This window comes from Bradyrhizobium sp. Crot121 (assembly GCF_059512385.1).
Window position 1 is genome coordinate 193,353 of the sequence record NZ_JCAMOR010000007.1, and the last position, 14,771, is coordinate 208,123.

Annotated in this window: 14 protein-coding genes and 1 pseudogene; 5 read left to right on the top strand and 10 right to left on the bottom strand. The window is 62.9% G+C overall.

Going from position 1 to position 14,771, the window contains the following annotated elements:
- Positions 1-10 precede the first annotated feature (10 nt).
- Entirely contained in the window at positions 11-1,036 is a 1,026-nt protein-coding gene (locus tag AC5ZGW_RS10050; RefSeq protein WP_130230031.1) for an aldo/keto reductase, read from the bottom strand.
- 177 nt (positions 1,037-1,213) lie between these two features.
- On the opposite strand from AC5ZGW_RS10050, the gene AC5ZGW_RS10055 reads away from it, so the two are divergent.
- Positions 1,214-2,041: an enoyl-CoA hydratase-related protein gene (locus AC5ZGW_RS10055; protein ID WP_130230029.1), complete on the top strand. Its 828-nt coding sequence runs from the start codon at positions 1,214-1,216 to the stop codon at positions 2,039-2,041.
- 192 nt (positions 2,042-2,233) lie between these two features.
- Here the strand turns inward: AC5ZGW_RS10055 and AC5ZGW_RS10060 are convergent, their stop codons facing one another.
- The 5 genes and pseudogenes from AC5ZGW_RS10060 to AC5ZGW_RS10080 form a co-directional block, all read right to left on the bottom strand.
- Positions 2,234-3,439: an ABC transporter substrate-binding protein gene (locus AC5ZGW_RS10060; protein ID WP_130230027.1), complete on the bottom strand. Its 1,206-nt coding sequence runs from the start codon at positions 3,437-3,439 to the stop codon at positions 2,234-2,236.
- A gap of 125 nt (positions 3,440-3,564) precedes the next feature.
- Positions 3,565-4,573, bottom strand: a pseudogene (locus AC5ZGW_RS10065) (NAD(P)H-dependent flavin oxidoreductase).
- 21 nt (positions 4,574-4,594) lie between these two features.
- Positions 4,595-5,779, bottom strand: a complete 1,185-nt coding sequence (locus AC5ZGW_RS10070; protein WP_130230025.1) for an acetyl-CoA C-acyltransferase — start codon at positions 5,777-5,779, stop codon at positions 4,595-4,597.
- A 17-nt stretch (positions 5,780-5,796) separates the two neighbouring features.
- Positions 5,797-6,936, bottom strand: coding sequence for an acyl-CoA dehydrogenase family protein (locus tag AC5ZGW_RS10075; RefSeq protein ID WP_130230023.1), 1,140 nt, complete (start codon positions 6,934-6,936; stop codon positions 5,797-5,799).
- Positions 6,937-6,955: 19 nt separating this feature from the next.
- Entirely contained in the window at positions 6,956-8,137 is a 1,182-nt protein-coding gene (locus tag AC5ZGW_RS10080; protein WP_130230021.1) for an acyl-CoA dehydrogenase family protein, read from the bottom strand.
- 344 nt (positions 8,138-8,481) lie between these two features.
- Here AC5ZGW_RS10080 and AC5ZGW_RS10085 point away from each other — a divergent pair, with 344 nt between their 5' ends.
- Both AC5ZGW_RS10085 and AC5ZGW_RS10090 read left to right on the top strand, forming a co-directional pair.
- Entirely contained in the window at positions 8,482-9,222 is a 741-nt protein-coding gene (locus AC5ZGW_RS10085) for an SDR family NAD(P)-dependent oxidoreductase (RefSeq protein WP_130230019.1), read from the top strand.
- A gap of 1 nt (position 9,223) precedes the next feature.
- Entirely contained in the window at positions 9,224-9,898 is a 675-nt protein-coding gene (locus tag AC5ZGW_RS10090; protein WP_028169051.1) for a glutathione S-transferase family protein, read from the top strand.
- 220 nt (positions 9,899-10,118) lie between these two features.
- On the opposite strand, the gene AC5ZGW_RS10095 is transcribed toward AC5ZGW_RS10090, so the two are convergent.
- Both AC5ZGW_RS10095 and AC5ZGW_RS10100 read right to left on the bottom strand, forming a co-directional pair.
- Positions 10,119-11,318: a CaiB/BaiF CoA transferase family protein gene (locus AC5ZGW_RS10095; RefSeq protein ID WP_130231576.1), complete on the bottom strand. Its 1,200-nt coding sequence runs from the start codon at positions 11,316-11,318 to the stop codon at positions 10,119-10,121.
- A 49-nt stretch (positions 11,319-11,367) separates the two neighbouring features.
- Positions 11,368-11,991, bottom strand: a complete 624-nt coding sequence (locus AC5ZGW_RS10100) for a 2-hydroxychromene-2-carboxylate isomerase (RefSeq protein WP_496113908.1) — start codon at positions 11,989-11,991, stop codon at positions 11,368-11,370.
- Between the two features lie 201 nt (positions 11,992-12,192).
- Here AC5ZGW_RS10100 and AC5ZGW_RS10105 point away from each other — a divergent pair, with 201 nt between their 5' ends.
- Positions 12,193-13,032, top strand: coding sequence for a VOC family protein (locus tag AC5ZGW_RS10105; protein WP_028168615.1), 840 nt, complete (start codon positions 12,193-12,195; stop codon positions 13,030-13,032).
- 32 nt (positions 13,033-13,064) lie between these two features.
- Here AC5ZGW_RS10105 and AC5ZGW_RS10110 read toward each other — a convergent pair whose 3' ends face one another.
- A complete protein-coding gene (locus AC5ZGW_RS10110; protein WP_130231572.1) occupies positions 13,065-13,628 on the bottom strand; it encodes a DUF2478 domain-containing protein in 564 nt (187 codons plus the stop codon).
- Between the two features lie 190 nt (positions 13,629-13,818).
- Here AC5ZGW_RS10110 and AC5ZGW_RS10115 point away from each other — a divergent pair, with 190 nt between their 5' ends.
- The gene (locus AC5ZGW_RS10115) at positions 13,819-14,196 is read left to right on the top strand and encodes a hypothetical protein (protein WP_130231570.1); all 378 of its coding nucleotides are present in this window, start codon (positions 13,819-13,821) and stop codon (positions 14,194-14,196) included.
- A gap of 8 nt (positions 14,197-14,204) precedes the next feature.
- Here the strand turns inward: AC5ZGW_RS10115 and AC5ZGW_RS10120 are convergent, their stop codons facing one another.
- The gene (locus tag AC5ZGW_RS10120; protein WP_028168618.1) at positions 14,205-14,573 is read right to left on the bottom strand and encodes a winged helix-turn-helix domain-containing protein; all 369 of its coding nucleotides are present in this window, start codon (positions 14,571-14,573) and stop codon (positions 14,205-14,207) included.
- Positions 14,574-14,771: the final 198 nt, after the last annotated feature.

A 14,771-nucleotide genomic window follows, 5' to 3' on the forward strand; every position in this document is an offset into this window, starting at 1 on the left:
CGGATCATGCTTAGACCGCCGGCGGATTGCGATCGATGAAGGTCGAGCGTTGGTGCCAATAGGGATAAGGCAGCGTCACCTGGCTGGCTTCGTCGAGCTTGGCGACCTGCTCCTTGGTCAACGACCATCCGATCGCGCCGAGATTCTCGCGCAGTTGCGTTTCGTTGCGCGCACCGATGATCAGCGTGGCGACGGTCGGTCGCTGCAACAGCCAGTTCAGCGCGATCTGCGATACGCTCTTGCCGGTTTCCTTGGCGATCTCGTCGATCGCATCCACGACGCGATAGAGGTGCTCATCCGGCACCGGCGGTCCGAAGGAAGACGTCTGCGGCAACCGGCTGACATCAGGACGCGGCTGGTTGCGCCGGATCTTGCCGGTGAGCCGGCCCCAACCGAGCGGCGACCACACCACCGCGCCGAGGCCCTGGTCGAGGCAGAGCGGCATCAACTCCCACTCATAGTCACGCCCGATCAGCGAATAATAGGTCTGGTTGGCGACGTAGCGCGGGAAGCCGTATTTGTCGGCGACCGCAAGCGCCTTCATGAGGTGCCAGCCGGAGAAGTTCGAGACCCCGACATAGCGGATCTTGCCGGCACGCACGAGCACATCGAGCGTTGCGAGCACTTCTTCGGGCGGCGTGAACGCATCGAAGCCGTGCAACTGGAACAGGTCGATATAATCAGTGCCCAGCCGGCTCAGCGAGCTATCGACCGCCGCAAGCAGATGCTGACGGGAGGAACCGATATCGTTCGGTCCTTCGCCGAAGCGGAAGCTGGCCTTGGTCGAGATCAGCAGCTTGTCGCGCCGACCCTTGATCGCCTGGCCGAGCACGCGTTCGGATTCGCCCATCGAATAGACATCTGCGGTGTCGAACATCGACACGCCGGCATCGAGGCAGATGTCGACCAGCCGCCGCGCTTCGGTCGCGTCGGTATTCCCCCACGCTGCCAGCCGACCGACGCCGCCGAAGGTGCCGGTCCCGAAGCTGAGCGCGGGCACGCTGAACCCTGACTTTCCCAGGCGTCGGTATTCCATCTGTGTTCTCCGCATCGTGCATGCCCATCCAAGGGCGCCGCAGGATCGTATTCAAATCCGGAACCGCTGCAAGCGCACATCCGGAATGACGTGGCGGAGTGAAAGTGACTTGACACTCTATTGCACCGCGATCCGCACCATAATATTATGATCGAAATATAACTGGAGGGCACGGCCATGCCGGAGGATCGAACCGAGGTTGAAACCGGCACCGCCGAATTGCTGTGCCATATCGACGGGCGCGTCGCCATCCTGACGCTGAACCGCCCCGAGGCGCGCAACGCGCTGTCGGACAATCTCACCCCGGCCTTGCGCCGCATGATCAAGAGCCTGGGCGACGATCCGAAGATTGGCGCCCTCCTGATCACGGGCGCGGGCACTGCTTTTTGCGCCGGCGGCGACGTCAAGGGCATGGGCAGCGGCATCGCCCGGCCAGAACGGACGCTGGAGGAGCGTGTCGCCATTCTCCAGGAAAGGCAGCGCACGCTCACCGGCGTGCTGGTGGCGGTCCGCAAACCAACCGTCGCTGCCCTTCCCGGCCCGGCTGCGGGTGCAGGCCTTGCGATCGCACTCGCCTGCGACATCCGGATCGCGGCCGAGTCCGCCATCATGGCGACCGGCTATGCCCGCATCGGCCTGTCCGGCGACTACGGTGTTGCCTGGCTGCTGACGCGGCTGGCGGGAACGGCCCGCGCGCGCGAATTGATGTTCCTCTCGGAGCGTCTCGACGCCAGGCGCTGCGAAGCGTTCGGACTGGTCAACCGCGTCGTGCCTGACGATCAGCTCCGATCGGCCGCACTGGAGCTGGCAAGGCAGCTCGCCGATGGCCCGCCGATCGCGCTTGGTTACATCAAGGACAATCTCGACCACGCCCTCACGTCGGACCTTCTGACCTCGATGGATTTGGAAGCCGAGCATATGGTCCGCGCGGCACGCACGACCGACCACAACGAAGCCGTACGCGCATTCGTTGAGAAGCGCAGGCCGGTGTTTCACGGGCAGTAAATATCGTCTCGGGCGCGCGTGAGAAAGAACCGCCCTGGTCATTCCGGGGCGCGCGTAGCGCGAGCCCGGAATCCATCGGACTGCAAGCGCTGTCGCTGAAATGGATTCCGGGTTCGCCACTTTCGTGGCGGCCCGGAATGACGAAGGTGTTTGTGGCGACAAGCGTTCCACTTGCGGGAAAAAGCCGAGAGATCACTCCGAATTCGCGTCCAGGATCGCGCCGAACGGCTCCCAATTGGTGCCGCTCCAGCGCTGCATCTGCAGTTGCGTCCAGACCATATTGTTGCTGTCTGACGTATTGGCCTTGATGCCAGGAGATGCCGTCGGGACTACGAAGTCTTTCAGCGATTTCGCCTGCTTGATGATGTTCTTGCGCGACAGGTCATCGCCGCACTGCTTCAGGATCTGCTCCAGGATCATGCCCTGCATATAGCCGGTGAGATAGCTGGTGTTCTGGATGTCGGCGCCGGGCAGGTACTTCTCGAAGAACGCGCGATAGGCCTTCACGCCCTCGTCATCGTCCCATCGCCCATCGGTCGGGTCCTTGTTGATGGTGCCGACAATGACGCCCTTCGAATTCTCAAGTCCGGCCGGCTTCAACGTACCTCCGATCGAGCCCGACGGGAAATTGAGGATCACGGTCGCCTTCCAGCCGATCTCGGACGCCTTGCGGATCGCTTGCGCTGCGAATTTCGGCGTGCCCGCGATGAAGAAGCCTTCCGCACCGGAGCTCTTGAGATTGACCACCTGGGAATCGATGGTCGGTTCCGTCACTTCATAGGCTGCGGTGACGACGCGCTTGTCGAAATCGCCCTTCAGGATCGACTTGAACGCGGCGACATAGTCTTTGCCGAGGTCGTCGTTCTGGAACAGGATCGCGTATTTCTTGCCCGGCAGCGTCTGCTCGAGGAACTTCGCGTAGATGCGGCCCTCGGTCTGGTAGCTGACGAGCCCCGTCGTCGTCAGCGGAAACTCGGCGACATCGGTGAACTTGCTCGAGCCGCTGACGATCGCAATCGAAGGAACACCCTTCGCCTTCAAATATTTCGCCGTCGCTGAATTGCCGGGGGTGCCGAGCTGGCTGAAGATGAACGCGACTTCGTCGCTCTCGACGAGCTTGCGGGCATGCTCGACCGCCTTCGGCGGACTGTAGGCATCGTCCATCGCGATATAGTTGATCTTGCGCCCGTTGATGCCGCCGCGATCGTTGATCATCTGGACATAGCCGAGTACGCCGCGCCCGACGAGACCGATCGACGACGCCGGACCGCTGAACGGAAAGATCCCGCCGATCTTGATCTCGCTTGCGCTGACGCCCGGCTCATCGGCCGCATTCGCCGGCATTGCGAGCAGCGATGCCGCAACGCACGCCGCCACCATACTCAATTTCACCTTCATGGTTACCCTCCCTCCAAAGCCCGTCACGCGCAGGCCAATCATTTAAGAAAAATGCAGGCAGCCGCCCGCAGCCTGGTTCGCCTGCTCGGGCGAACCAGCCAACATCTCGGAACCTCAAAGAGCTCTCAGGCGACCGCGCGCGCCGGCACCTTCGCCACAACACCGTCAAGGAAGCCGGTGAGCCGTTGCCGGATGATCTGCTCGGCTTCGGTCATGACGCGGTCGATCAGTTCCTGCACGGTCGGAATGTCATTGATCAATCCGACCACCATGCCGCAGCTCCAGGCGCCGGCATCCATTTCGCCGTCGACCATCACCTTGGGATAGACGCCCGCGACCTGATCGAGAATGTCCTCGATCTTCAGCCCCCTGCCCTTCTCGCGTTCGATCTCGACCAGGCGGTCGACGCCCTTGTTCTTCAACACGCGCTCGGTGTTGCGCAGCGCGCATCACCAGACGGGTGTCGAGCTCGGTGGCTTCCACCAGCGCCCGCTTCACATTCTCATGCACCGGCGCCTCCTTGGTCGCGACGAAGCGCGTACCCATGTTGATGCCATCGGCGCCCATCGCGAGCGACGCGACGAGGCTGCGGCCGTCAGCCATGCCGCCGGAAGCCACGAACGGAATCTTCAATTCATCCGCCGCGCGCGGCAGCAGGATCATGTTCGGGATATCGTCCTCACCGGGGTGACCGCCGCACTCGAAGCCATCGACGCTGACCGCATCGCAGCCGATCTTCTCGGCTTTCAGCGAATGGCGGACGGACGTGCATTTGTGGATCACCTTGATGCCGGCGGCCTTCAGCGCCGGCATGTACTGCTCGGGGCTGCGGCCCGCAGTCTCGACGATCTTGACCCCGCCCTCGCGGATCGCGGCAATATATTCCGGATAAGGCGGCGCGGTGAAGCTCGGCAGGAAGGTCAGATTGACGCCGAACGGCTTGTTGGTCATGTCGCGGCAACGCGCGATTTCCTTGGCGAGCAATTCCGGCGTCTTCTGCGTCAACCCGGTGATGATGCCAAGACCGCCGGCGTTCGACACCGCCGCGGCAAGCTCGGCAAAGCCGACATAGTGCATGCCGCCCTGGATGATCGGATGCTGGATGCCGAACAATTCAGTGATCGCTGTCTTCAAAACGTTTCTCCGCTTTCCCGATCAGTTGACGATTTCAAACAGGCCCGCGGCGCCCATGCCACCACCGATGCACATGGTCACCACGCCGTATTTCGCCTTGCGCCGCCGACCCTCGATCAGGATATGGCCGGTCAGCCGCGCGCCGGTCATGCCGTAGGGGTGGCCAATCGCGATCGAGCCGCCATTGACGTTGAGTTTTTCAGGGTCGATGCCGAGCTTGTCGCGGCAATAGATCACCTGCACCGCATAGGCCTCATTGAGCTCCCAGAGATCGATGTCGTCGATCTTCAAATTGTGCCGCTTGAGCAGCCGCGGGATCGCGGCGACCGGACCGACGCCCATCTCATCCGGCTCGACCCCGGCGGCAACGAAGCCGCGAAAGATGCCGAGCGGCTTCAGTCCCTTCTGCGCGGCGGCCTTGTCGCTCATGATCACGCAGGCGGAGGCGCCGTCGGAGAGCTGGCTGGCATTGCCGGCGCTGATCGTTTTGCCCTCGAACACCGGCTTGATCTTCGCCAGACCTTCCGCCGTGGTCTCGGGCCGCGGTCCCTCGTCCTTGGCCAGCGTCACCTGCTTGTAGGAGACCTCCTTGGTATCCTTGTCGACAACCGCCATCCTGGTCGTGATCGGCACGATCTCGTCGTTGAAGCGGCCGCCCTGCAAGGCGGCGCCGACGCGGCGCTGGCACTCGAGCGAATATTCATCCTGCTGCTCGCGCCCTATCCCGTACCGCTCGGCGACGACCTCGGCCGTCTCCAACATCGACATGTACATGTCGGGCTTCATCGCCATCAGCTCATCGTCGACAGCGTGGAACCTGTTCATGTGCTCGTTCTGCACCAGGCTGATCGACTCGATGCCGCCGCCGATCGCAACCTCGACGCCGTCCAGCATCACCGAGCGCGCCGCGACTGCAATCGCCTGCAGGCCGGAGGCGCATTGCCGGTCGATCGTGGTACCGGCGACCGTGACCGGCAAGCCAGCGCGGATCGCGCCCTTGCGCGCAACGTTCATCACCATGGTGCCCTGCTGCATCGCGCAGCCCATCACCACGTCCTCGACCTCGCCGGGCTCGATGCCGGCGCGCCGGACCGCTTCGGCCATCACATGGCCGGCCATGGTCGGCCCTTCCGTGTTGTTGAGCGCGCCGCGATAGGCCTTGCCGACGCCTGTACGCGCGGTCGATACGATCACTGCATCTCGCATGTGCTTTCCTCTTCTCCTCACGCGGCCTTGTCGAGCTGCGCATAGCGCAGGACATGAAAGGCGGGGTCGCCGAACTGGATGTTGATGGATGAAATCCGCTTGAAGTAATGGCCGACATTGAGCTCGTCAGTCATGCCCATGCCGCCGTGAAGCTGCACCGCCTGGTCGGCGACGAATTTCGCCGCATAGCCGATCTTCGACTTGGCGCCGGACGCAAGCCGCGAGCGTCCGGCGTCCTTTGCTGCAAGGCTGAGATTGAGATGCTGCATCAGGGAGAGCGCCTCCTGATGCGCAATGAACATATCGACCATCCGGTGCTGCAGCACCTGGAACGAGCCGAGCGTCGCGCCAAACTGCTTTCGCGTCTTGCTGTACTCGAGCGTCGCCGCATTCAGTTCTCCCATCGCGCCGACGGTCTCCGCGCAGAGCGCGCCGATGGCCCTGTCACGGCAGGTCTCGAGCGCAGCAACGCCCTCGCCTTCTCGCCCGAGCATCTGGCTCGCCGGCACCGAGACGTTCATCAGTGCAACCTCGGCCGCACGCCGGCCATCGATAGTCCTAAAGCCCTGCAGATGAAGGTTCGGGGAATGGCGATCGACAACGAACAGACTGACGCCGTTGCGATCACCCCGCTCGCCCGACGTGCGGGCGGAGACGATCAGGCTGTCAGCCCAGGGCGCAGCCACGACCGCCGCCTTGGTACCGCTGAGCACGTAGCTGCCGCCCTCACGGCGCGCGGTGGTGGAAACATGGGCGAGATCGTAACGCGAGCGGCCTTCCGACCAGGCCAGTGCCCAGACATTCTCTCCGGACATGATGTCAGGGAGATACGTGGCCTGCTGAGCCGCTGAGCCAAAATCTTCGATCAGGCCGCCGGCAAGAACGACGGTTTCGAAGAACGGCTCGACCAGAAGGTGTCGGCCAAATTCCTGCATGATGATCATGGTGGCCAGCGGCCCGCCGCCGAGTCCGCCAACCTCCTCGGAGAACGGCGCGGCAAGCAAGCCGAGTTCGGCGAAGGACGACCAATGCTTGCGGCTCCAGCCCTCCTCGCTCGCGACGATCTTGCGGCGCGCGTCGAAATCGTACTGATCGCGCAACAGACGCTGCACGCTCGATCGCAACAGCTCCTGCTCTTCCGTGAACTGGATGTCCATTCCGATGCCTCCCGTCGCCCTATAGTCCGAGCACCGCTTTGGCGATGATGTTGCGCTGGATCTCGTTCGAGCCGCCGTAGATCGAGAGCTTGCGCGAGTTGAGATATTTTTCCGATACGGTGTGTCCGTAGTCCGGCCCCGGCATGAAATGATTGGCGCTCACCGGATGCTCGCGGATCGCGAGTCCGTAATTGCCGATCGCGCGGTGCGTCAGTTCGGTGATGGCCTGGAAAATCTCGGTGCCCCTGATCTTGAACAGCGACGCCGCCGGGCCGGGATCGATGCCGCGCGCCATTTGCGCGACGACACGAAGCTCGGTCGCCTCCAGCGCCAGCACATCGAGCTCGATGCGGGCGATGTCCCTGACGAATTCGAGATGGGCCGGATCGTCTTCGGGAATTTCCGCTTTGACGATCTTCTTGAGCCGCTCGATGTACCGCGTCGAGCGGCCGATGCCGGCCATGCTGGTGCGCTCATTGCCGAGCAGGAATTTGGCGTAGGTCCAGCCCTTGTTCTCTTCCCCGATCAGATTGGCTATGGGCACGCGGACGTTTTCTAGAAAAACGTCGTTCACCTCATGGCTGCCGTCGATCGTGATGATCGGGCGCACGGTGACGCCCGGCGACTTCATATCGATCAAAAGGAACGAGATGCCGGATTGCGGCTTCGCGTTCTGGTCGGTACGTACCAGGCAGAAGATCCAATCGGCATGCTGAGCGAGCGTGGTCCAGGTCTTATGGCCGTTGACGATATAGTGGTCGCCGTCGCGCACCGCCTTGGTGCGCACGGAGGCAAGATCGGAGCCCGAGCCCGGCTCCGAATAGCCCTGGCACCACCAATCCTCACCGGACAGGATGCGCGGCAAGAATCGCTTCTTCTGCGCCTCATTGCCGAAGGTGTAGATCACAGGACCGACCATGGTGACGCTGAACGCGAGCGGCGGCAGCGTTCCGGCGCGCGTGGTCTCCTGCTCGAAGATGAAGCGCTTGGTGATCGACCAGCCGGGGCCGCCATATTCTTTGGGCCAAAGCGGCGCGATCCAGCCCTTCTTGTAGAGGATGCGGTGCCAGAGCAGCATCTGCTCCTTGGTGAGGTCGGTGTCCGGATTGGGGACGCGCATCTCCGCCGGATAGTTTTCCGCAATGAAGGTTCGTACCTCGTCGCGAAATGCGGCTTCTTCAGGAGAAAGCACCAGCTCCATCGGACGGCGCTCCTACCAAATTCCGTCGAGGTAGACGGATCTGCGTTCCATGGCGTGCGACGCGGAGTCTGCGACTTCGCCAATGCCAAGTGTCCCTGCCAAATTCGTCACCTCAGACCTCCCGACATATATCGAGCCGCTCGCGAGGCGACTTCATCACTCCCCATATCTAACGTTCTTTTTTAGAACTCGTCAATTGCAATTCTTTGCGAGCTGTGGCTCGCGGACAGGCGACACGACAATAGCTACTCAAATATTGGTGCGATATCGAATATTTCCATTTACATCGCACGCGACGCTTTCTAATAATTCGGTACCAAATAAGAACTATATGGGAGAACAGGATGACGGAACGCCGCGGGGTCGCGATATTGGTTGGTGCGGGCGACGCGATAGGGGCCGCTGTCGCGCGGCGTTTCGCAAACGGCGGCTACACCGTCTGCATCTGTCGCCGCGACGCCACCAAATCGCAGGAGCTGGTCGACGAATTGAAGGCCGCCGGCCACGAGGTCCATGCGCTCAGCGTTGACGCAAGGCAGGAAGCGGAAGTCCAGGATCTGTTCGCCCGCGTCGAGAAAGAGATCGGCCCGATCGAGATCTGCCTCTTCAACGCCGGCTCGAACGTCAACAAGCCGTTGCTCGAGACCACCGAAAAGCTGTTCTTCAAGGCCTGGGAGCTGGCCTGCTATGCCGGATTCCTGGTCGGCCGCGAGGCGGCGCGCTATATGGTGCCGCGCGGCCGTGGCACCATCTTTTTCACCGGCGCGACGGCGAGCATCCGCGGCGGCACCGGCTTTGCCGCGTTCTCATCGGCGAAATTCGCACTACGCGGGGTCGCGCAGGCGATGGCGCGCGAACTCGGTCCGAAAAACATCCATGTCGTGCACCTCATCATCGATGCCGGTGTCGACAGCCCGGCCATCCATGAGCGCATGAAGGCCCGCGGCATCGAGGCGAGCGCGATCCCACAGGACAGCCTGACCAAGACGTCGTCGATCGCGGACGCCTATTGGTTCGCGCATCAGCAGACTCGGGACGGCTGGACCCACGAACTCGATCTGCGCCCCTCGGTGGAGAAATGGTGAGATGGCCGCGCCGGAGCTGACCCTCTGGGGCGTAGGCACGAGCCGGACGATCAGGCCGCACTGGGCCATGCATGAGCTTGGCCTCTCCTATAAGACGCGGCCGATCGGTCCCCGCACCGGCGAGACCAAGACGACGGAATATACTTCGCTCAATCCGCGGCAGAAGATTCCGCTGCTGCAGGACGGCGATTTCTGTATCGGCGAGAGTGCAGCGATCGTGGCCTATCTGTCGCGAACTTATTCGACGCCCGAGCGTGCGCTGATTCCGGAGAGCCAGCGCGATTACGCCGCCTGGCTCGAATGGTGCTTCTTCATCGTTGCCGAGCTCGATGCGACCAGCCTGTACGTCATGCGCCGCCACAGCGGCAATGCGCTGGGCCACATCTATGGGGTCGCGCCCGATGTCGTGGCGCAGGCGGCGGAGTATTTCCGCCAGCAATCGCGCCACGTCGAGGTCGCGCTCGCCGACGGCCGCCAATTCCTGATGGGCGATCGTTTCACCAGCGCCGATATCCTGCTCACCACTTGCCTGGATTGGGCAATCGCCTACGGCGTCGGCATCTGCGACCACGCCCATCCCTATCTCGAGCGCATCCATCAGCGGGACGCGTATCAGCGCGGCCAGGCCGCAAACAAGCCGCTTGCACCGGTCACACCGCCCGCGCCGAGGGCGTGAGCAGCCAAGCGCGGGACAGCAGTTCTCCCTATCCCCGTCCTTCACGGGGATGGGGTTGGAGTGAGGGGCTCTCTCCACGAATACGGTAAGAGATATGATCGCGGAGGCAGCCCCTCACCCTGCCCTCTCCCCGTGAAGAACGGGGAGAGGGAGGGAGAGAGAGAGAGAGAGAGAGAGAGAGAGAGCGCGTCCCACTCGTCGCTTATTGATTGCGCGGCACCTACACCGCCACCCGCACGGCCTTTTCGCTCACCATCCGATCGATCGCCGCGTCGTCATAGCCGAGCTCGCGCAACACTTCGCGCGAATGCTCGCCGACGCGGGGTGCCGGTCCGCCAATCGACACCTCGTTGACTTCGAAACGCGCCGCTGGCTTGGGCTGCCGCACGCGCCCGACCTTGGGCTGGTCGAATTCGGTGATGATGTCGCGCGCCACCACCTGCTCGTTATGGATGATCTCGGCGCGGCGCAGAATCGGCGCGCAGGGAACATCGGCGGCGTCGAGCCGCTCCAGCCATTCGGCCGTGGTGTGCTGCGCGATATATTCGGCCATCTTGTTGATGCGCGCCGTCGCATTCACCGATCGCGCGGAAGGCGTCGCAAAGCGCGGATCCTTGGCGAGCTCGGGATCGCCGGTGGCGCGGCAAAAGCCCTGCCATTCGGAATCCGAGATCGTGCCGGCAGTGATGTAGCCGTCGCTGGTCTTGAACACGAGATCCGGCCGGTCATTCGGATCGGCGGCGGTCTCTTCGGCGCCGACCACCGTGTATTGCATCATGCCTTCCGGCCACAGATACGAGATCATCGCATCCAGCATCGCGACCCGGATGTGATCGCCCTGCCCTGTCTTCTCGCGGGCATAGAGCGCGGCCGCCACCGCCTGCGCCGTCATCACCGCCGTGGTCTTGTCGCAGACGATGGTGCGGATCATCTGCGGACGGTTCGTAATGGGCTGCGACTGGATGTCGGCGAATCCAGACAATCCCTGGATGATCGGATCGTACACCCGCTTCTTCACATAGGGACCGGTCTCGCCGACCCCGCTGATCGAGACATAGATCAAGCGCGGATGGCGCTGGCGGAGCTCATCCGCGCCGAGGCCGAGCCGCTCCATGGTGCCGGGCCGAAAATTCTGCACCAGCACGTCGGCCTGCGCGACGAGCTTGGCCAGCACCTCGCGGCCGGCCTCGCTCTTGACGTCGATCGCGAGCGAGCGCTTGCCGCGGTTGGAGGAAATGAACAGCGCCGAGAACTCGCCGGATTTGTCTATGGTGGCGCGGCTGCGGCGGGTGATGTCGCCACCAACAGGCTCGATCTTGAGAACGTCGGCGCCCTGGTCGGCGAGGAACATGGTCGCGAACGGCCCCGACACCACGCCGGTCAGATCCAATACGCGTACGCCATTGAGAGGGCCCGGCATCACGTTCTCCTTATTTGTTCGGCAATCTCCGGCCGCCGCGACCAGGCGCTCACGCGCTCTTGGCCAACTGCCTTGTCTGCTCGACGATGGATTCCTCGACGTCGCGAAGCTGGTCCTTGCCGAAGAACATCTCCTTGCCGACGAAGAAGGTCGGCGAACCGAACGCGCCGCGGTTGACCGCGTCTGCCGTCAGGTCGATCAGCCGCTTCTTGACGTCGTCCTGATGCGCCCGTGCGATCAGCCTGTCGGCGTCCAGGCCGGAAGATTTGAGCGCGGCGCGAACCACTTCGACGTCATCCATCTTCTTCGGCTCCTCCCACATGTGATGGAAGGCCGCACGGATATAGGGCTCGAATACGCCTTCGAATTGCGCAGCGACCGCGCCACGCATCAGCATCAGGGTGATGACCGGGAAGAACGGGTTCGATCGATAGGTCGTGATGTTGTGGCGGCGGATGAAGCGCTCGGTCTCCAGCGCCATGTATTCCGGCTTGTTCTTGATGCCGCGCAGTGAATCCGCCGGCGACATGTTGCCGGTCGCCTTGAAAATTCCGCCGAGCAGGACCGGCACATAATCGAACTTCACGCCGGTGCGCTGTTCGATCGAAGGAATCACGAGTTCCGCCAGATAGGCGTTCGGGCTGCCGAAATCGAAATGGAATTCAACCTTCAAGGGATTTCCCACCGGCCTCTCCTCGCGGGCATCCGTTATTCTCCGCCTGCCACGCGCAGGCGATCTGCAGCCATGCCCTGGCTAGTCCTCGTCATACAGTTCCAAAAATGAACTGTCAATTCTCGAGACCGTCCAATATGCTGCTGCGACCGAAGCTCGAAGCATTGTGCAGCGGAGCCGGCCTCTCAGGGAGCGCCCCTCATGATCACGACCCTCGACCACACCAGCGTCCTGGTTCACGATCTCGACACCGGCATCGCCGCTTATCGCGAGGTGCTCGCGAGGGAGCCGGCGTTTCGCGCCAGAACTGATGGCGTCGAAAGCGCGTTCTTCGTTTTGGACAACGCCACCTTTCGGGTCGCGGCACCCAACGGCGAAGGCGCGTTCGGTGCGCGCGCCCGCGCCGTCCTTGCCGAGAGCGGCGAAGGCCTGTGGTGTCTGGACTTTGCGGTCGACGACATCGAAAAGAGTTATCGGCGATTGAAACATATCTCGCTGCAGCCGGACGATGTCGCCGACATCACCTGGAGCGATCTTGCGACCGACACGATGCTCTCCTGGAAGCGGAACGGCTTGCCGGCCGAACAATCACATGGCGTACCGATCCGCTTCAGCAAGCTTCTATCCGAAGCGGCCCGCTCCACAGCGACAGCGCCGGCTACGGTTCGCAGGATGGACCTGGTGGTGGTTGCGACCGACGAGCCGGAGCGCGCGATAGCGCTCTACGGCGCGCGTCTCGGGTTAGAGCTGATCTTCGACCGCGCCGACGCAAAGAGCAAAAGCCGATTGATGCAATTCGCCTGCGGCGACATGCTGATCGAAGTTGTCCACCGTCCGGCCGAGGGCGACGCGCGCAAGGCGGACCGCCTCTGGGGCATCGCCTGGTCGGTCGACGATGCCGACGCCGCCCGCGAGCGGCTGCTGCGCGCCGGCCGCAACGTGTCCGATGTCAAGGCCGGTGCCAAGCCGGGAACGCGGGTGTTCACCCTCCGCGACGGCACGTGCAACGTCCCCACCCTGTTCGTGCAGCATCTTTCGTAAGAGCCGTAGGCCAGAGCCTTCCAGCGCTCACGTCATTTCAACACTTCGCAAACCGTCTGTTGTTCGATGCCCGCCGGCCTCGGATATCGCGCCGAGACGTTGTTCCACCATGCATCGAGCGTATCGCGGTCGCAGCTGAGGCGGACGCTCATGCCGTCGGCGAACTTGATCCAATCTGCAAAGCGGTGGCTGGGCACCGCGATCACGACCGGGACGTCCGCGCTGAGCGCACGCTCGACCAGATAGCAAAGGCCCTTGCCCTCGCATTCCTGCCGGCCGAAGCGGTTAACGATCAGCACGTCCGCGCCGCGATCGATCGCCGCCGCGATCCGCTCGCCCGCATCGAGCAACTGGCCGACGTCAAGCCGGCAGCCGGCCGAGCAACTGCCGAGGTCCTGGAATAGCTGCAGCTCTTCGCCGGTATGGACCAGCATGGCGGACAGGCCGGCATCGAGGCAGTGGTGGCCGAGCTGCACAATCCCGACCGCGCGATATCCGGCTCTGTTCAGGCTGGTGGCGAAATCGCGCAGGATCTCGTCGGGATCCTGATGCTGCTCATACACGAGCGCAGCAAGATCGCATTGGGAGTCGAACATGGCGGGCCTCATCTCCATTTGCGACGGGCCCCCGGTCCGGGCTCCGTTATATCCGTCACCATATCACGTCTCGGCGGTTTCCGGCCATACCCGTGACGCGGCGCGGCAGGGTCAAGAAAGACGGGCTGGACGCCCGGGATCGCATCGATATATCCTTATGGATATAACGTATATTTGTTCGGAGCCTATGATGCAGATCGACACCCAGGCCCTGACGACGTGCGAAGTCGCCGCTGATGGCGCCGTTTCGCTTGGCTTCGTCGATTCCGCCGGTAATCCCGCGACCCTGCGGCTTTCGCTCAACCAGGTCGGCACGCTGGTGATGACCCTGCCGGGATTGCTCGACAAGGCGCTGCAGCGCCGCTACGGCGACGGCAGCCTCCGCTACGCTTATCCGCTGGATTCCTGGATGGTCGAGCAATCGAGCGATCCGAGCGTGCGCATGGTGACGCTGCGGACGGTGGATGGGTTCAGCGTCTGCTTCTCGGTTCTGCGCGAGCAGCAGAACTCCTTGGGAGAGGCGATCGCAGCCGAACCGCAGCAAGGCGTGACGCGGCGCACGAACTGACGGCGGCATCACGCCTTGCGGGCGATATCGGTCTGCAAGGCCGCCAGTTCCTTGCGCACCGCGCTCGCTGCATCGCGCTCGATCTTGCGATAGCGCGCGACCAGGGAGAGGCCGAACGGCGTCAACATTGCGCCGCCGCCATTCTTGCCGCCGGTCTGCCGCTCGACTGCCGGATGCCGGCAGATCCGGTTGATCTCGTCGACCAGGTCCCACGCCCGCTTATAGGACATCTCCATGGCGCGGCCGGCGGCCGAAATCGACCCGCAATCGCGGATATGCTCAAGCAACTGGATCTTGCCGGGCCCGATCCGCTCGTCGCTATCGAGATCGATGCGAACGCTCAAATGTGGAAGCGATTTGGCGCCCAGTTTTGACATGCAGAATCCGTTGGTTGCGTCTGCCCCCTAGAATGCCATTGAAGCTTTTCACGGACAAGATGAGCGCCGGCCGATAGCGCCACGATTGACGTCGGCCGGCGCCGTCTCTTCTAACCTAGACTAGGCTGTGTGGACTCTTGGGATTCTCAAATCAGACGGAACGTGATTCAAGGCTTTCTTTTAGGAGGAAGCCTTGGG